The organism is Georgenia wangjunii, from assembly GCF_036421975.1.
GTDB lineage: Bacteria > Actinomycetota > Actinomycetes > Actinomycetales > Actinomycetaceae > Georgenia_A > Georgenia_A wangjunii.
Genome location: NZ_JAZGON010000003.1, coordinates 133,721 through 150,835 on the forward strand (window position 1 = coordinate 133,721; position 17,115 = coordinate 150,835).

Here is a 17,115-nt window from a genome sequence, read left to right on the forward strand (position 1 = left end):
CACCGCCGTTCTCCATCGACACCCCGAGTCGGCGCGGCATGCACATACGACATTGCGGCGCTACTACCGTATCGAACCCTCCTACGTCTACTCTCCGGGCCACCGTGCTGCGCCTTACGAGCGCGGCAGGGTGGGGCCGCCAGGGGCACCTGTCACGATGCATTCCGAACATCCCTTCCGAAATGTTGGGCGACGGCACGATACGAGAGTGCAAGCGCTATCAGGTGCATGGCGGCGGCACACACAGAGTAGACCCATAGGGCGGTCAGTGGCGGCGCGTCAAGCTTGCGTGAGAGGTACAAGCTGGCGACAACGACGACGACCCTGGCAAAGTCCCATCCGACCTGGGTGCGGGTCTTCTGAAGAACGATCAGCGCCTGCGTCAGGGGCACCGCAAGGATCTGGCATCCGACCGCGATTGCAAGCGGCCGCGCATAGTCTCCGCTCATCGACCATTCGCTACCAAGCAATCCATGGAGAAGCGTGGGAGCCGCGACCAATATGGTGACGGTTGTCAAAACGGCCGCCGCAGACAGTCGTCGAAACGTCCGGATAAACAGTGTTCGTGCGCCCGGATCCTCTTCTCGGACGGCCCTAGCAAATCTGGCGAGAAATACTTGCGCAACCGAAGCTGCGACAAGCGCAACCGGTACAGAAACGCTTCGCTGCGCCATGCCGAGCCATCCCGCAACAGCGGGACCATAGAGCCCGGATACGAGCACGACTGGCAGGTGCACTCCTGCCACGTTCAGTAGCCCGGACGGCGCCAGTAGAAGGGGAAATCGGAGGTAGACCTTAGCGCTAAGCCATAGTCGGCCGAGGTGGGCCCGTAGCGGGCGCACCTTATTGCGGCGCCACGCGGCCCGAATCGACGAGCGGCTTAGTAGACTAACTACCCCAGCAAACTCTCCCGCAGCTTGGCCGAGGAGGAGGCCGGCGGGAGTCGGGGAAACGAGTCCCGCGCCACACTGGTATGTGACGAGAACAAGGCTCCGGATCACGCTTCGACGCGCTATCGCGCCGTATCGTTGACGTCGAAGCGCAAGGTAGTGAAGTACCGTGAAGGCTGCGGCGACGGAGGAAATGAGCGGCACGTAGAGTATCCACGGATAGAGGTCGTGGTGGCCGAGATGCGTAGTAATGAGTTCACCGCTCGCGAGAATGACCAGCGTGCCCATGACCCCCGTAGCGACAGCCATTATCAGGCTAACGAAAGCGACCGACACCGCGTCCGAGTCCTTCGCCGGTATAGCGATTGCGAGTTCATATCGTCCGGTCGCCAGTGGTCCGACCATCACGGCGACGGCAACCACAGCGGTAAAAACGCCGAAGCTATCGGGCGTGTAAAGGCGCGACAGAAGCGGCATACTCGCGAGGACCAGCACCTGACCCACAATAGTGCCCGACATAAGTTTCCCGAGGCCGCGGACGCCGGGGCTGATTCGAGCGGTGATTCCTGCCGTTACAGAAGACAGCGTGAACACGGTCGGCCCTCCGGACTCATTTAGGAAAGTGCCGTGTTCTGGAGGACCGTGTGGACGAAGGCAAGTCGCTTTTGCTCTTTAGGGCGCGCCGAGACGAGTTCCATGGTCTCACGGGGTACGGAGCGCCCCTTCCAGTGCCGTACGAAACTGCGCACCGCTGTCACGGATTGCTGGTCCACTTCGAATCCATATCCCAGATTCAAGACGCCCTGCGCCCTTGGCAAGTCAGGATCTTCATGGGCTATTATACACGGCAGCCCTTTCGCCAAGTACTCGCGAACCTTCAGGGGTGATGGAGTGCGGCGCCCGACACGCTCCAGGGCCAGATTGCCGAACCCCACATCCATGGTGCGGAGGACGTCATTCAGCGCATCGAGACCTTGAAAGGCTAGGACATGCACGTTTGACGGCGCGTTGCTTGGAACGTCCGTTACGCCGACGACGAAGAAGTCAAATTCTGGGAGTTGCTTTGCGAGGGCAAGGTATTTGTCCACGCCCTGCCATGCGTAGGGCGATCCGACACTCAGGATGCAACGCGGTCTGGCCACGGTGCTCGCTGGGGGTTCCGCGTATGCTGGGTCAGTGGCTGGCAGAACGATGCCGTTTGTGATCACCGTGTGGGGAACGTTCGATAAATTGAGGTGCGGAAGATTGGCGAGACTCGGATCTACAAAAACGATACCGTTTACGCTGCGGATGAGCCAGGGAGCGAGCCCTGCCATGATGCGTTGCGGAGCGGAAAGCAACTTTTTTTCAGCGGCGATATCGCCGTGCAACTCCAGCACCGTCGGCCACTTGCGGGCAGCCGCAATCACGGCCGGAAATGGATCGGAACGGAGGTACATAGCGTCGAATGACAAGCGTCGCAGTGTTCGCGGAATCTGTAGGGATGCGTGCAGCGAGTTTCGCCCGGACAAAACATGTAGCCCATGTCCTTTGGGTGCTTCTATGTGCGGCATCCTACTTTCTTCGCGGCAACACACGATTATCTCAGCGCGTACGCCGCTCTGGCGCCACAGGTTCATCCGATCGAAGAGTCTATCAAGAATGCCTGGATGCCGTGAGGGGTCGAAGCCGAAGACGTTGGCGATAGTGAACTGGCGATCGGGCACTAGGATGCTCCATCTTGCGAATGCGGCGAACGTTTATTGCGCTGGGTTTGGCTGGTCGTTGCGAGGTGTCGAGCGAGCACAACAATGACCCGGCGTCCGTACTTCATGACCGAGAAAAAAGATACCATCGCCAGAGTAGGAAGGCGGATGGCTCCTGCCGTGTACAGATGCCTATAAGCGAGAAGCTCCCCCTTCTCCATTGCGAGAAGATCGGCGCTCAAGCCAGACTCACCGAAATGTGGCTTGTGCTGTGCGCCAAGAGGAGTGCCGATCAACACTGCTCGACCCCCGGAGTGCACTATGCGCAACCAGAGGTCGTAGTCCTCACTATGGCGCATTCCGACATTGAAACGGTGGGCAACGTCGCGACGAACTAGAACGCTCGACGTTACGAACAGGTTCCGCCTTAGCAGCGTCCATCGTCCAATCATCCTAAGCGGGATCTGACGGGTGCGGACTCGCGTGATCGTCGTGGAAGCTGTCGGCGAGTCGACGATGTGTCCTACAAAAGCTACGTCGGGGATACGCTCAAGTGCATCTACCTGAACTGCAAGTTTCGAGGGATACCAGGAGTCGTCGGCGTCTAGGAAGGCGACATACGCGCAGTGTGAGCGCGTCCAGCCCGTGTTGCGGGCCGTCGCGGGCCCCTGATTAGACTTCATTCTGACGACAGTAATAGGGAGGTCTTCGTAATCGGCGACGATGGCGGTCAGTAGCGCCGATTCTGCCTCTGCGCTGCCGTCGTCCACCACTATAACCTCGGCCGGCGCGAAGACCTGGGAGCGGATTGATTCAAGTGCGCGCCCGATCGTTCGACTCGACTCGTAAAAGGGTATGATGACTGTCACGTCGGTGCTCGGGATACCGGTCGAGCAGCGGTGATCCTGCGCTGAATGCTGGCCGATCATCGTCGTTCCGTTTCATCGGCGATGATTTTGATGTGCTCTGTCCAAGCGCGCCATAGGTCGCTCTGATTATACCTGCTAAGGATGTGATCGTAAGCGTTCAGGCCGAAAAGCGCGGCTTCCGCGTCGTTCGAAATTATTCGGCACAATGCATTGGCGAGCTGGCTGGAGTCTCCGACGGGTACGCTTAATCCGGTGTGATTCGCAATGACGGCCTCGCTCGCGCCGGTCGCGTTGCTCGCTACGGTTGGCACTCCGTATGAGGCCGCCTCTAGTACTACGTTCGGCAAACCCTCGCGATAAGAGGGGAGCGCCAACGCGCGCATGCCGCGGTAGAAATCGGACAGGTCCGACTGGTGTCCCATCAAGCGAACCCCAGGCGTGCGCGCTAGGCGGTTCTCGAGCGCGCGAGAAGCGCCGTCGTCTTCCGCGGCACCGGCTATGTGCAGTTCGGCACCGGGACATCTGTTGCGCACAATTGTCCATGCGTCGGCGAGGTCCGCGAGTCCCTTGTCCGGAGTGATGCGTCCGACGAATCCAATATAGGAGCCGTCTCGACTTCGGTAACTGTCGGGAGCGCTCAGTGGTGCCACGCCGTTGGCGGACCCGTTGTGTAAAATTTCAACCTCACCCTCTCGTGCGAGACGTAGATGGACGAGTTGTCGTCGGAGTTCATAACCCACGGCGACCGTGCTCGTGGCGCAAGCGATGGCTAGGCGCTCGCTCAAGGAGAGCAGGAAGCGAGTCGCGCCTGAGGTAGTCTCTAGTCGCAGCCCGTGCACGACGTAGATGGATGGTGTGCGGGTTAGGCGAGAAGCAATCGTGCCTAGAAGTCCCAGTTTGGGTGAGCCCCAAACAGCAATGGCGGGGCGCTCGACGCGCAATATGCGAATGAGTGCCAGTAGGGTCGCCAAGTCCCTTATCGGTCGGGGGTCTCGGGCGGCTGAAAGTGGAATGTAGCGCGCGCCCTCCGACTCGGCAAATGTGCGGGGGTCACCCTCGTTAGAGCATGTGAGCGCGACGTTCCACCCTGATCGCGCCAGATGTTGGTGGAAGCCTGAAAAAAACCCGCGCACGGAGTGGCCGCTCGTGACGCCGAATAGTATCTTCGGCGTTTCAGTGCGTGACCCATATCGTGCTGTCATGCTCGCCCCTCCCAGTTTGACCGTGGCGCAACTAGGTGTGGGATTGTGTCGAGCCACCCAGGGGTGCGCGGTTGGCCGAACCAGAGAAGTTCAAGGCGACGTGCGTTCGCACTCATGGCTGGATGTGCCATGCCGCTCACGCGAGCGAGTCTGACCAGGACGCGGGCTACTGACTCGGGGATGGTCTTGGGTGGACGCCCGCCGATAAGGTGGAGGAACTCCGCGGTAGTCAGCCTCTCGTCCGGGGTTAGCACCACAGGCGGGAGTTTGCCCGGGAAGGTCGCAAGGAATTCGACACTCATTGCTACGGTGCGGACCTGAACTTGAGGCGTGTGCCGAACCCCTCCGCCGGCCACGCTGGACAGTCGGCTGGCCGCAAGGCGCCCGACAGATCGACTCACGGACCGTTCCGGCCCGTGCACTGAGGTGGGCCGCAGGGTACAAACCTCAATCCCGGGTACCGACGCTACCCACCGTTCGCCAAGAGCTTTGCTGGCTGAGTAGGGCGAAAATGGCGCCGATCGCATGGTTTCGTCAAGAGTCGTGCGGCCTTGTACGGCGGCGGAACTTATATGGATTAGACGCGGCACGCGTGCGCGTGCGCACGCGCGGGCTAGGAGGAGCGGCCAATATGCGTTCGCGCCGATTAGTTGCGGAGAAGTGGGAGCGCTCGCGTCGGCGATTCCGGCGGCGTTCACGACAGCGTCCGAGCCGCGAACAGCGGCCTCTAACCATCGCTCGATGTCAGGGTCGTGGGTGTCCGGCCGGGGAGTACCGCTTAGATCACCGTCGTAGGTGAGGCGCGGCGCGCTCGGGGAACTGACTTCATGATCATGAAGGCGCGCCTCCGCGGCTATGGCGCTACCAACGAAGCCGGTTGCCCCGAACAGTGTAAGAGAGGTCATGAAGTGCTGTAATCCTTACTGGGAGTTCCGCTCTAGCGGCGACTGGTTGGCGGTGCGGGGCTCCTCCGGAAGCGCAGTGCGTTGGGCAAGAAGATGTAGACTAGCGTGCATGTGATCGCTGCGATGGTGGCGCCAGTGGCGGGTAGAAAAACATAGCCTAGAGTCAGGATGATTGAGAGCCCGGCGACAATCAGAGCAACCGCCGAGTGGCTCAAGCCGCGATTGTGAACGAGGGTCTGGTAAATGTGTTCGCGATGGGCTGCCGTGAGTGGCGCTCCGCGCAGCATGCGACGAATTAGAGTGAAGCCCGTGTCGGCGGCATAGAGCGCAAGCGGGGCTAGCAACAGCTTGAGGGGTACCTCGCTGGTGGCGCCGACGAGTATTCCGCCTGTCGCGAGTGCTCCGAACAGATAGCTTCCTACGTCGCCTAGGAACATCTGTGCGCGAGGAGCATTCCAGGGAAGGAAGGCAATCGTAGACCCCGCGGTCAGCGCGCCGACTAAGGCGAGTGCCGGAGTCTCGTTCGCAACGCCGACATAAACGGCTGTGCCCGCCCAGACAGCGAGCGATAGCGCCGTGATGCCGTTTATTCCGTCCATGAAGTTAACGACGTTTACGACGGTGGGCATAAGTATACCGCCTAGCAGCGCCCACACCATCCCACCCAGGATCAGACCAAGAACGGCACCGGCCGCCGCCTGGGAAGCTAATCTGGGGCGTACGGCAAGAGTTAGTTGGTCATCGGCGAATCCAACTAGCGCCAGTGTTAAGGCTGCCACAACAACTGCCCATGGCACACGAGAGCCAGAGATGGCCGCGAAAAGGGAGCCCGAGGCGATACCTAGGGCGCATGCGATACCGCCGCCTCGAGGTGTCGGGGCGGTGTGTGACGAACGGTGGTTCGGTAAATCAACGACTCCGTGCCGTGTGAGTGTGGTGCGAACTAGAGGTGCCGCGGCGGTCGTAACTGCGAATGCGATACCCGCGGCGAGCCAAATATCCACACGTCACCTGCCGGGCGATGTGTACGCCGACCGGGTCGGATTGAGGTTCGTGCCGGTGCTTGCAATCCAGTGCTCGGGAAACGAATCGGCGCCTTCCCACTGCCGTGGGTCGGTAGCTGGCACGGCGACGTGGGAGATGAGCGGATGGAACGGCCGGCTGCCGGCCTCGTCCACGCTGAAGAGGTCCTCGTCGAGCTTCTCTCCCTCTCGGAGCCCGGTGAAGACGATCTCGATCTCCTTGCCGGAGTGGGCGATGAGCCGACGGGCGACGTCGAGGATCTTGATGGGCTCACCCATGTCGAGGACGAGCACCTCGCCGTCACGGCCGATCGCGGCTGCCTGGATGACAAGCTCGCACGCCTCGGGGATGGTCATGAAATAGCGGGTGACGTCGGGGTGGGTGACCGTGACCGGTCCTCCGCCCTCGATCTGAGTGTTGAAGGTGTGGAGCATGGATCCGCGCGAGCCGAGGACGTTCCCGAACCGGACGGAGAGGTAAGAGCCCGTGGCCTCGGTCGCTTGCCAGGCGGTGAGCTGCTCGGCGATCCGCTTGGTACGACCGAGCACGCTGGTGGGGTTCGCGGCCTTGTCCGTGGAGATGTTGACGAACTGGCCCACGCCGTAAAGGCCCGAGAGCTCGAGGAGGTTGAGCGTCCCCATGACATTGGTTTTCCAAGCCTCGTCCGGGTACTGCTCGAGCATGGGCAGGTGCTTGAGTGCCGCGGTGTGAAAGACCACCTCGGGCTTGTGCCGGGTGAAGACCGCCTCGAGTGCTTCACGGTCGCGGATGTCGCATAGCACCATGTCCGGCGTGTCCAGCAGGCCCCGGCCGTAGATCGATAGTTGCACGCCGTGCAGCGCCGATTCATCGCGGTCGAGCAGGATCAGCTCGGCCGGGCCGAACTTGTGTACCTGGCGGGCGAGCTCGGAGCCGATTGAACCTCCCGCGCCAGTGACGAGCACGCGCTTACCTGTGAGGTAACCCGCGATGGACGAGATGTCCGTTTCGATCTGTCGGCGGCCGAGGATGTCCGAGATCTCAACCTTACGCACGTCGCTCAGCTGGACGCGGCCAGCGAACATCTCGCTCACGGGTGGGAGGACGAGGAGCTTCATGCCGGCGCCCTCGACAAGGTCGGAGATCTCCGTGATGAGTTCCGGGCTCGCGTTGGAGATGGCAAGGATGACAGTCGTGACGTCCTCGCTCTTGGCGACCCCGAGGAGGTCTGACCGGTTGCCCAGCACGGGGATGCCGACCATCCGGAGGTTTCGCTTGCTCCGGTTATCATCGATGAGCCCGACGACGCGGTAGGGGGAGCTCGAGTCGGTATGGATGAGGCGGAGGAGTTGATAGCCCGCGTCGCCCGCGCCGTAGACGAGGGTGCGCTCGGCGTCGGCGGCGATGATGCGCGCGCGGACCCGCCAGACCCGGTAGCCCCAGCGGCCTGCCGCCGTCACGAGGAGTGCCATGGCGGGCGCCATGAGGGCGAGCCCGTTCGGAAAGTTGTCGAGCGGCCGGATTCCGATGAAGAGGCCGACGAAGGCCAGGCCCACGACCGCCGTCGACGCTGCGATCCCGAAGGTCTCCTCGAAGCTGCCGACCCGGTAGCGGCCCTGGTACAGCTTGAGCGCGAGTCCGATGACGACCTGAAGCCCGGCCGCGAGGCCGAGGTAGAGGATGACGGCGGACCACTGCACGTCCGTCAGGTAGAAGCTGTAGCGGCTGCCGACGACGAACGCGACGGCCAGCGTCCAGCTCGCGACGTCCCAGAGGACCATCGCGGCGCGCCGAACCATAGGTCTGTTGAACAAAGGAACCCCACCCGTTCCGAGGAAAAACGCTGACGCCTCCGGTATAGGGGCGCTCCTCCAGGGTACCCAAATCTTCACGTGTCATTCTCGTGAGAAGGCCCACCTCGAGTCTATACCAACGTCTACGCGCAAGGGTCCGCGGCGTGGGCGGCTAGGACGTATGGTGCGATGAGGTAGAGGATGGCCCGCCATGACCTCCGCCGTGCGCTCCGACGGGCCGATGTTCCCTCTCCGGAGCGTCGTGCTCGGAGCGTTCGTCCCCTCCCTCGCCTTCGAGGTGGGCGTTGGAGCAATGCTCCCCATCATCGCCATCACGGCGACGGGCCTCGGATCCTCCCTCGCCCTCGCCGGGTTCATGGCAGCGCTCCTGCCGCTCGGCCAGATCCTCGCCGACCTGCCGGCGGGCTCCCTCGCCGCCCGGCTCGGCGACCGGGGGGCGATGCTGCTCGCCGGGCTCGTGGCCGCCGTCGGATTCCTCGGGTGCGCCCTGGCGCCGGGGCTCGGGGTGCTCGGCGCGAGCGTCCTGCTCATCGGCGCGGCCAGCGCCGTCTTCAACCTCGCCCGCCACGCCTACCTCACCGAGATCACCCCTCCGCTGCGTCGGGCGCGCGTCCTGTCCACGCTCGCCGGGGTGCACCGCATCGGCCTGTTCATCGGTCCGTTCGCCGGGGCCGCCGTCATCCACGGCGGCGATGTCCAGGACGCCTACTGGCTCGCCGTCGTCACCTCCGTGCTCGCCACGGTGTCGGTGCTTGCCGTCCGGCAGGAGAAGACCGCGGGCGGTCGCGCGCCCGGTGGGGCTAGCGGGCCGCGGCGGAGCATGACCTCGGTGCTGCGCGAGCACAGGCAGGTGTTCGCCACGCTCGGCGTCGCCGTCATGCTCGTCGGTGCCGTGCGCGGCGCGCGGCAGACGGTCCTGCCGCTGTGGGGTGAGCACCTCGGGTTCGACCCGGCGGTGACGAGCCTCGTGTTCGGGCTCGCCGGCGCCGTCGACATGCTCCTGTTCTACCCGGCCGGGAAGGTCATGGACCGCTACGGGCGGCTGTGGATCGGGATCCCGTCGATGGTGGTCATGGCGCTGAGCATGGTGCTCCTGCCGTTCGCGACGACAGTGGCCGCGGTGAGCGTCGTCGCCGTCGTCATGGGGCTCGGCAACGGCATGGGTTCCGGGATCCTCATGACGCTCGGCGCGGACGTCGCGCCGCCGGCGGAGCGTTCGCAGTTCCTCGGGATCTGGCGGGTGCTCCAGGACGGGGGCTCGGCAGCAGGGCCGCTCATCGTCTCGGCGGGCGCCGCCGTCGGCTCCCTCGCCGCGGGGATCTGGACGATGGGCGTGCTCGGGGGAGCGGCGGCGGCCGCGCTCGGAAGGTGGGTACCGCGGTGGTCGGTGCACGCCAACCGCACCACGCGCCGTCGGGCCGGGATCGGGTAGCCACCGCCCGGACCGGGATTTCGCAGGGGCATCCGGGGCGCAGTCACGGGCCCCAGCTCCGCTGAGATCTGTCCGACAGGGACGGGTCTTCGGTGCAGTGGGGCCCGTCCACCGTGCTTCTGCCGCGCGTGCGGCAGGACCTACCCGACGCTGCGCGCGTCGCGGTAGGTGAAGCGCTCGAAGCCCAGTTCCGCGATCTGCGCGGCCAGCTGCCGGCACTCCGCGTCCCAGGCGTGCGCGTCCCACCGGGCCAGCTCGTCCGCGAAGTCCGCGCGGGTGCCGGTGGAGCGGACCTGCTGGAGCGCGTACTCCCGCTCGCCGCGAGCGCACACCCGGCGGGCGACCTCGAAGGCGTCGCGGGCAGCGGTGGCGTGCGGGTAGACGGTGGTGCGCACCTCGTGCTCGACGCCGGAGGCGACGACGAGGTCGAGGCTCTCCCAGATGGTGCGGACGGCGTCGATCTCGACGCGCGGGGTGGGGTGGTCGTTCATGCTCTGGCTCCTCGGTCCGTCCGGTCTTGGATGAGGACGACGCTACGGACCGCAGGTGCGCGGGACCCCAGGATGTAGGGGTGTGTTGGGACGGTGGGCACAACATGTAGAGGTGGCATGTCCCGAAGCGGTCGCCGTGCCGGGACGTACGTCCCCACCGCCTTCCTCGCGGGCGCTCGCGGACGTGCCTACCCTGCACACGCACCGACGACCGAGGAGACCACCGTGGACCGCAGTCGACCCATCGCCGTCACCGGCGCCACCGGCAACCTCGGCGGCGGCGTCGCCGCTGCCCTGACGGCGGCCTCCCGGCCGCTGCGGCTCGTCGTGCGGGACGCCTCCCGCGCGCCGAGCGGCGAGCACGAGGTGGCAGTCGCCTCCTACGGCGACCTCGACGCCTCGACCGCGGCCCTGCGCGGCGTCGACCTCCTCTTCATGGTCTCGGCCTCGGAGAGCGAGGACCGGCTCGCCCAGCACCGCACCTTCATCGACGCCGCCGCTGCCGCCGGGGTGCGCCACGTCGTCTACACGTCCTTCCTCGGCGCCTCACCGGGAGCGACCTTCACGCTGGCCCGCGACCACTGGCACACGGAGGAGCACCTGCGCGCTTCGGGGATGGCCGTCACCTTTCTGCGCAACTCGTCCTACCTCGACTTCCTCCCCTCCCTCGTCGGAGAGGACGGCGTCATCCGCGGTCCCGCCGGGAACGGGCGAGTGGGGGCCGTCGCGCGCGCCGACATCGTCCGAGCGGCGGCCGCTGTCCTGCTGGACCCGGCGACGCACGCCGGACGGAGCTACGACCTCACCGGGCCTGAGGCGCTCAGCCTCGCCGAGGTCGCCGAGACCATCACTCGGGTGACCGGCCGGACGACGCGCTTCCACGACGAGACGCTCGAGGAGGCGTACGCCTCGCGCGACGTGTACGGCGCACCGCGGTGGGAGGTCGATGCCTGGGTCTCCACCTACACGGCGATCGCCGCCGGTGCGCTCGACGTCGTCAGCGACGACGTCGAGCGGCTCACTGGCCGCACGCCCCTCAGCCTCGCCGACCTGCTGCGGCAGTAGCGGCGCCTGCGCCCGCGGCTCCTCCGCCAGGGCCGCCCGCTACGTCTTGGCGTCCTCGTAGCGGCGCAGCGCCTCGGCCCGCTCGGCCGCGTGGTCGACGATGCGCTCGGGATACCCGTGAGCCAGGCCGCCCGGGATACGCCAAGGCTGGTGCACCGCGGCGCCGGGGATGCGGGCGAGCTCCGGGACGTACCGGCGGACGTAGTCGCCGTGAGGGTCGTACCGCTCGCCCTGGGCGACGGGATTGAAGACGCGGAAGTAGGGCGCGGCGTCCGTGCCGGTGCCCGCCACCCACTGCCAGCCATGGTTGTTCGAGGCGAGGTCGCCGTCGCGGAGGTGGTCGAGGAAGTACCGCGCCCCGTGCTGCCACCAGACGTGCAGGTCCTTGACGAGGAAGCTCGCGACGACCATCCGCACCCGGTTGTGCATCCACCCCTCGGTGAGGAGCTGGCGCATGCCCGCGTCGACGAACGGGTAGCCCGTGCGGCCCTCCTCCCACGCCCTCACCCGCTCCGCCGCGGAACCGGCCGGGTCGTCGTACGCCATGGCGCTCAGGTCCGCGCGCAGGTCGCCCCAGGCGGACTTCGGCCGGTGCCACAGGACGTCGGCGTAGAACTCCCGCCAGCACAGCTCGGTGACGAACCGACGGGCGCCGTCGGAGCGCCCGGCCGGATGGGCGGCGACGTCCGCCAACATCGTGCGCGGGTGGATCGTGCCGTACTTGAGGTGGACCGACATCTGCGACGTGGCGTTGAGGTCAGGGCGGTCCCGGTTGCTGCCGTAGCCGGCGAGGTCGTCCTCGAGGAACTCCTCCCACCGCGCGCGGGCCGCACCCTCACCGATGGCGATGGTCGGCGTAGCCGGCTCGTCGCCCCAGGGCAGCGGCGTCGACTCGACCGGCCGGTGCCAGGTGAGGCCGGCGGGGACCGTGGCCGGGGCCGGCCAGCCGTGCTCGTGCCAGGCGCGCGAGAACGGCGTGAACACCTTGAAGGGCTCGCCGTCGGCCTTGCGCACGAGCCCGGGTCCGACGGCGTAGGGCGTGCCGGTCGCCACGAGGGGCACGTCGCCCAGGGCGAGCTCGACGCGGTGGTCCCGGCGACGTCCGTACGGCGTGCTCTCCCGGCTGACGTGCACGCTCGAGGCCCCGACCTCGCGGACGAGCCGGGGGATCTCGGTCTCCGGGTCGCCCACGCGGACGACGAGCGCGCCGTCGTACGCCGTCGCGAGGTCGGCGACGGCCGCCGCCAGGTGGGCGCGGCGGACCGTCCCCGCGGAGGCGAGGAGCGTCGGGTCGGCGACGAAGACCGGGAGGACGTCGCCGCCGGCCTCGTGCGCCGCGAGGAGCGCCGGCAGGTCGGACAGGCGGAGGTCCCGCCGGAGCCACAGCAGCGCAGTCATGCCCGCCATCATCCGGAAGCGGGTGGCGTCACGCGCGTTGTGACCGTTGACACACGCGCAGTCGGCGTGCCAACATCGCGGCGTGGGAAACCGGGTTCCTAAAGCAACCGCGAAGCGGGCTCGGCCGCAAGCGACCATCAGCGATGTGGCCGCCGAGGCCGGCGTCGCGCGCGCCACGGTGTCGAAGTACCTGGCCGACGGCTCGCGAAACTATTACGTCGCGGAGTCGACTCGCGAGCGCATCGCCTCAGCCATCGAGCGACTCGGCTATGAGCCCAATGCCGTCGCGCGCAGCCTGTCCAACAGCCGGTCCTACACGATCGGCGTCATCGTTCCGAGCATCACGAACCCGTTCTATCCGGGTCTCATCGCAGGCATCGAAGACGTGGCCGGCGCCGAGGGGTTCACCGTGATCCTGGGCAGCACGGAGGGGAGTCTGGAGCGTGAAGAGCGCATCGTCAGCTCTCTCCGTCAGCGGCAGGTGGACGGCATCGTGCTGGCCTCACAACAGGTAGAGGACGGGGTCGTGGAGCGCCTGGTCGAGTCCGGCCTGGACGTCGTCCTCGCGTCCCGCCCCGCCTCCAGCCTCATGACGGACACGGTCATGGCAGACGACATGGGCGGTACGCACGCGGCGATGGAGCACCTGCTCGAGCACGGTCACGAGCGCATAGGGCACATCGCGGGACCGGCCGGCGTCGCCACCTTCCGCAATCGCGCCGAGGCGTTCCGGGCCTCCTGCCACGAACACGGCGCGGGTCGGAACGCGACGCCGGTCGTCGTCCAGGCTGAGTCCGCCACCGTTGAAGGTGGTGCGCGCGCCGCGGAGGAGCTCCTCGCATCCCCGGGCGTGACCGCTGTCTTCGCCGCCAACGACCTGATAGCGATGGGCGTTCTTAGCTACTGCGCCAGCATCGGGCGGCGGGTTCCGGAGGACCTCGCCGTCGTTGGGTTCGACAACGTGTGGGTGTCACGGATGCCGGGGATCGACCTGACGACGGTCGACGGAAAGACCCGAGAGGTGGGACGGATGGCCGCAGAGCGCGTGGTGGAGCGAATCCGCGACCGATGGGCGCCGGTGCAGTCGGCGCCGGAGCCCCAAGCCATCACCCTCTCCACCGAACTCGTTCGCAGACGCACCTGCGGATGCCTGACCGCCTGACCGCCTGCCGACAGCTGTAGAGCGGAAGCCGGATCTAAGCCCACCAGTACGCCAACGACGGGAGACGGCATGGTCGATGTGGGCCAACGACGGCAGTAGGAAACCGGTATCACGTCGGTATAGCCCGCCGGCCCCTACGGTTCGCGACTTTGCCGGGGAGCCTGTGCGGCCTTCCGGGCACGTAGATGTTTCACCCCGCAACAGAGCAAGTTCTAGAAACTCAATGGAGAGGATTTACGATGACTGCGACGAAGACGATCCGCTGGGCTGGTGCCCTCGGTGTGGCCTCCCTGCTGCTGGCCGCTTGTGGCGGCCCCTCGGACGAGCCGGCGGATGGTGCGAGCGGCACCGGAGACGGCAGGGAGATTCCCCTGTCGCTCAACCAGACCGAGGACCACCCCAACTTCCTCGCGCTGAGCGAGTTCGCCGAGAACGTTGCCGAGCGCACCGAGGGGCGAGTGAACATCCGGGTGTTCCCCAACGCTGTGCTCGGTGAGCAGCAGGAGAGCGTCCAGCTGGTCGGGGACGGGTCCGTCGGGATGGCTAGCATCTCCGCCCCGCAGATGGTGAACCTCAACGAAGACTTCATGGTGCTCGACATGCCGCTGGTCTTCGACTCGGAGGAGCACCAGATGGCGACTATCAACGACATGGAGATCGTGGGCGAGCTGTACTCGTCCCTCGCGGACAGTCAGTCGTTGACGGTGCTGGGTGCGTACACGCAGGGCGCGCGCTCGGTGTACAACTCGCGCGGACCGATCGAGACGCCTGAGGACCTTGCCGGCCTGAAGGTTCGCGTGCAGGAGAGCCCGCTGCACATCGCGATGATCCAAGCGATGGGAGGAACGCCCACACCGATGCCGTTCTCCGAGGTCTACACCGCTCTGCAGGGTGGCGTGATCGACGCAGCGGAGAACAACGCGCCGTCCTACCTCACGCAGCGGCACTACGAGACCGCGCCGTACTTCTCCTACACGAACCACCTCATCGGAGCGGACTTCCTCGTCGTCAACTCAGAGCTCCTCGCATCCTTCTCCGAGGAGGACCGGGCGGTTGTCGAGGAGGAGTTCGCGGCTTCTGTGGAGACCTTCATGTCCATCTGGCAGGAGCAGGTGGCCGCAGCGATCGAGGAGACCACTGCCGCGGGGGCTCAGTACAACGAGGTCGATGCGGAGGCCTTCCGGGAGGTCCTGCAGCCCGTCGTGGACGACGCCCTGGAGACCGAGACGCAGCGTGAGCTGTTCGAGGCAATCCGTGACCGAGCCTGACCACGGACGGCGGTGCCGCCCGTGGCTGCAGTGAGGCGAGACATCGACGAGCAGGCCCGGCGCCTGTCAGAGACGGCGGCAGCGGCCGGGCTGGACCGGTTGCTGCTGGCGGACCCGCTGTCGTTGTCCTGGCTCCTCGGGGTGCGCTGGAGCGTCCGCATGGGCTCGGACAAGCCGTGCTTTGCCGTCCACCTCGACGCCCGGTCGGGCGGCCTACCCGCGGTGCATGTCGTCACCCCCCGCAACGAGGCGGCGCGCCTGGTCGAGGTCGAGCTGGCCGAGGTGGCCTACTCCGGGGAGATGGGTGTCCTCACGCACGAGTGGAACGAGGGTCCGTGGTCGGTGATCGACACTGACGGCCGACTCGGGTCCGACATGCCGGCTGCCGGGGTGCGGAGCATCGCGGAGGACATTGCTCGTGTCCGCCGAGCGCTCGTCGCGCCTCAGAAGCTGGAGCTCGCCGCCGTCACCGCGCGCGTGACGCGGATCGTGGAGGCGACGGCGAGGCGCGCCAGAGTCGGCATGACGGAGAGGGCTCTCGCTGCGGAGACCGTCGAGGCCCTGGTCCGTGACGGGCTGGAACCGCTCGTCGTGCTGGTGGGGTCGGGTACCGACCTGGACCGCTTCAAGCATCCGCTGCCCCGCGACGTGCCCATCGGCGGCCGGTTCATGGTCTCGGTCGGTGCACGGGGGGCGGGTGTGGTCACCAGCGTGACCCGCTATGGCACCTTCGACGGGTTGACTGCGCGGGAGGCGGACGAGTATCGGCGTCTCCAAGAGGTTGAGGCCGTCCTCCTGCGCAGCAGCACGCCCGGTGCCCGACTCGGCGCGGCCCTCGACGCGGGGAAGGCGGCGTACCGCACGCACGGCTTCCCCGCCGAGACCTGGCGCGAGCACCACCAGGGCGGGATCGCCGGCTTCGCACCGCGAGAAGTCATCGCTGGCGGCACTGACGACCCCGTGCTCCAGGAGGACATGGTCGTGGCATGGAATCCCTCAGCTTCCGGATGGAAGGTCGAGGACGTCGCACTGGTGTCAGCCTCCGGTGCCCACCCCCTAGGCCAGCCCGGCGAGGGCTGGCCCGCGCATGACGTCGGAGGCGTGACCCGCCCCGCCGTCCTCGAGATCTGAACCGACGAAAGGCATTGTGATGAAGAGCGTGCACCTGCTACCCGATCAGCTCGCCACCCGGCGCAGCCCGGCCGAGATAGGACAGGAGCTCACCTCGGTCCAGCGGCTGGAGGTACGAGACAGGACGGCGGTCACCACGCAGGACGAGGAGCTCGTCGTCGTCGTCATCCAGGGCGACCTCAGCTGGCACCACGAGGGCGACCAGGGCGACGCGACCTATCGCGACATGATCTACGTGCCCGCCCGCAGCGAGGTTTCTCTGACCTCGGCCGACGGGGCGACCGTCATGTGCTTCTGGGTGCCTTGCGACCGGGACACCGCCTTCGTCCACATCCCTTTCGCGGAGGTTGACGCAGACTCCGGCCGTCACCACACCTACGGTGATCCGGCGATCGGCAGCCAGCGGGACGTGTGGGACTTCATCGATGGAGATTTCGACTCCCAGCGCGTGCTCTGCGGGCAGTCGGTCGGGGAGCCAGGCGGGTGGACGGCGTGGCCGCCGCACGAGCACGGCGCCAAGCGTGAGGAAACCTACGTCTACTTCGGTCTCCACGGGTCGTTCGGCGTCCAGCTCGTCTACGAGAGAGGGGAAGGCATGGATGACCCGATGAGCGTCTCCCTCGTTCGGGAGGGGCATCTCGTCTCGGTGCCCGGGGGCTACCACCCCAGCGTCGGCAGCCCTGCCGGAGGCATGTCCTACATCTACTTCATGGCCTCTCGGCAGAAGGAGGATCGCAACTTCATGGACCTGACGATCCAGCCCGAGTACGGCGAGACGTTCGACTGACTGACAGGGCAGAC

Annotated in this window: 15 protein-coding genes; 6 read left to right on the plus strand and 9 right to left on the minus strand. The window is 66.2% G+C overall.

From position 1 onward, the window contains the following. Nucleotides 1-152: 152 nt before the first annotated feature. From V2J63_RS06750 to V2J63_RS06775, 7 genes are read right to left on the minus strand one after another with little or no spacing between them, the layout of a single operon-like run. A complete protein-coding gene (locus V2J63_RS06750) occupies nucleotides 153-1,484 on the minus strand; it encodes a lipopolysaccharide biosynthesis protein (RefSeq protein WP_331230249.1) in 1,332 nt (443 codons plus the stop codon). 20 nt (nucleotides 1,485-1,504) lie between these two features. Next, complete coding sequence (locus V2J63_RS06755; protein ID WP_331230250.1) at nucleotides 1,505-2,596, minus strand: glycosyltransferase family protein; 1,092 nt, start codon at nucleotides 2,594-2,596, stop codon at nucleotides 1,505-1,507. Further along, on the minus strand, nucleotides 2,596-3,504 hold the full coding sequence (locus V2J63_RS06760; protein ID WP_331230251.1) for a glycosyltransferase family 2 protein: 909 nt from the start codon (nucleotides 3,502-3,504) through the stop codon (nucleotides 2,596-2,598). The genes V2J63_RS06755 and V2J63_RS06760 overlap by 1 nt, the downstream gene beginning before the upstream one ends. Continuing rightward, complete coding sequence (locus tag V2J63_RS06765; protein WP_331230252.1) at nucleotides 3,501-4,646, minus strand: glycosyltransferase; 1,146 nt, start codon at nucleotides 4,644-4,646, stop codon at nucleotides 3,501-3,503. Before V2J63_RS06765 ends, V2J63_RS06760 begins: the two co-directional genes overlap by 4 nt. Beyond that, nucleotides 4,643-5,551, minus strand: coding sequence for an NAD-dependent epimerase/dehydratase family protein (locus V2J63_RS15775; RefSeq protein WP_434056290.1), 909 nt, complete (start codon nucleotides 5,549-5,551; stop codon nucleotides 4,643-4,645). The genes V2J63_RS06765 and V2J63_RS15775 overlap by 4 nt, the downstream gene beginning before the upstream one ends. A 32-nt stretch (nucleotides 5,552-5,583) precedes the next feature. Further along, a complete protein-coding gene (locus V2J63_RS06770) occupies nucleotides 5,584-6,555 on the minus strand; it encodes an MraY family glycosyltransferase (protein WP_331230253.1) in 972 nt (323 codons plus the stop codon). A gap of 3 nt (nucleotides 6,556-6,558) precedes the next feature. Next, nucleotides 6,559-8,352, minus strand: a complete 1,794-nt coding sequence (locus V2J63_RS06775) for a polysaccharide biosynthesis protein (protein WP_331230254.1) — start codon at nucleotides 8,350-8,352, stop codon at nucleotides 6,559-6,561. 205 nt (nucleotides 8,353-8,557) lie between these two features. Here V2J63_RS06775 and V2J63_RS06780 point away from each other — a divergent pair, with 205 nt between their 5' ends. Then, nucleotides 8,558-9,799: an MFS transporter gene (locus V2J63_RS06780; RefSeq protein ID WP_331230255.1), complete on the plus strand. Its 1,242-nt coding sequence runs from the start codon at nucleotides 8,558-8,560 to the stop codon at nucleotides 9,797-9,799. A gap of 140 nt (nucleotides 9,800-9,939) precedes the next feature. Here the strand turns inward: V2J63_RS06780 and V2J63_RS06785 are convergent, their stop codons facing one another. Continuing rightward, the gene (locus tag V2J63_RS06785) at nucleotides 9,940-10,290 is read right to left on the minus strand and encodes a hypothetical protein (protein ID WP_331230256.1); all 351 of its coding nucleotides are present in this window, start codon (nucleotides 10,288-10,290) and stop codon (nucleotides 9,940-9,942) included. A 225-nt stretch (nucleotides 10,291-10,515) separates the two neighbouring features. Here V2J63_RS06785 and V2J63_RS06790 point away from each other — a divergent pair, with 225 nt between their 5' ends. After that, nucleotides 10,516-11,355 (plus strand): SDR family oxidoreductase, encoded by an 840-nt coding sequence (locus tag V2J63_RS06790; RefSeq protein WP_331230257.1) that lies wholly within the window; start codon nucleotides 10,516-10,518, stop codon nucleotides 11,353-11,355. Nucleotides 11,356-11,394: 39 nt separating this feature from the next. Here the strand turns inward: V2J63_RS06790 and V2J63_RS06795 are convergent, their stop codons facing one another. Beyond that, nucleotides 11,395-12,753 (minus strand): cryptochrome/photolyase family protein, encoded by a 1,359-nt coding sequence (locus tag V2J63_RS06795; protein ID WP_331230258.1) that lies wholly within the window; start codon nucleotides 12,751-12,753, stop codon nucleotides 11,395-11,397. A 145-nt stretch (nucleotides 12,754-12,898) separates the two neighbouring features. On the opposite strand from V2J63_RS06795, the gene V2J63_RS06800 reads away from it, so the two are divergent. From V2J63_RS06800 to V2J63_RS06815, 4 genes are all read left to right on the plus strand, one after another. Further along, entirely contained in the window at nucleotides 12,899-13,915 is a 1,017-nt protein-coding gene (locus tag V2J63_RS06800) for a LacI family DNA-binding transcriptional regulator (RefSeq protein WP_331230259.1), read from the plus strand. 239 nt (nucleotides 13,916-14,154) lie between these two features. After that, the gene (locus tag V2J63_RS06805; RefSeq protein ID WP_331230260.1) at nucleotides 14,155-15,183 is read left to right on the plus strand and encodes a TRAP transporter substrate-binding protein; all 1,029 of its coding nucleotides are present in this window, start codon (nucleotides 14,155-14,157) and stop codon (nucleotides 15,181-15,183) included. A gap of 21 nt (nucleotides 15,184-15,204) precedes the next feature. Next, complete coding sequence (locus tag V2J63_RS06810; RefSeq protein WP_331230261.1) at nucleotides 15,205-16,314, plus strand: M24 family metallopeptidase; 1,110 nt, start codon at nucleotides 15,205-15,207, stop codon at nucleotides 16,312-16,314. A 19-nt stretch (nucleotides 16,315-16,333) separates the two neighbouring features. Next, complete coding sequence (locus tag V2J63_RS06815) at nucleotides 16,334-17,101, plus strand: 5-deoxy-glucuronate isomerase (protein ID WP_331230262.1); 768 nt, start codon at nucleotides 16,334-16,336, stop codon at nucleotides 17,099-17,101. Nucleotides 17,102-17,115 lie beyond the last annotated feature (14 nt).

Bases quoted from the DNA above. Each gene is read 5' to 3' on its own strand.
- V2J63_RS06760 (WP_331230251.1), bottom strand. From the start codon at position 3,504: ATGATCGGCCAGCATTCAGCGCAGGATCACCGCTGCTCGACCGGTATC.
- V2J63_RS06765 (WP_331230252.1), bottom strand. From the start codon at position 4,646: ATGACAGCACGATATGGGTCACGCACTGAAACGCCGAAGATACTATTC.
- V2J63_RS15775 (WP_434056290.1), bottom strand. From the start codon at position 5,551: ATGACCTCTCTTACACTGTTCGGGGCAACCGGCTTCGTTGGTAGCGCC.
- V2J63_RS06775 (WP_331230254.1), bottom strand. From the start codon at position 8,352: ATGGTTCGGCGCGCCGCGATGGTCCTCTGGGACGTCGCGAGCTGGACG.
- V2J63_RS06780 (WP_331230255.1), top strand. From the start codon at position 8,558: ATGACCTCCGCCGTGCGCTCCGACGGGCCGATGTTCCCTCTCCGGAGC.
- V2J63_RS06785 (WP_331230256.1), bottom strand. From the start codon at position 10,290: ATGAACGACCACCCCACCCCGCGCGTCGAGATCGACGCCGTCCGCACC.
- V2J63_RS06795 (WP_331230258.1), bottom strand. From the start codon at position 12,753: ATGACTGCGCTGCTGTGGCTCCGGCGGGACCTCCGCCTGTCCGACCTG.
- V2J63_RS06805 (WP_331230260.1), top strand. From the start codon at position 14,155: ATGACTGCGACGAAGACGATCCGCTGGGCTGGTGCCCTCGGTGTGGCC.
- V2J63_RS06815 (WP_331230262.1), top strand. From the start codon at position 16,334: ATGAAGAGCGTGCACCTGCTACCCGATCAGCTCGCCACCCGGCGCAGC.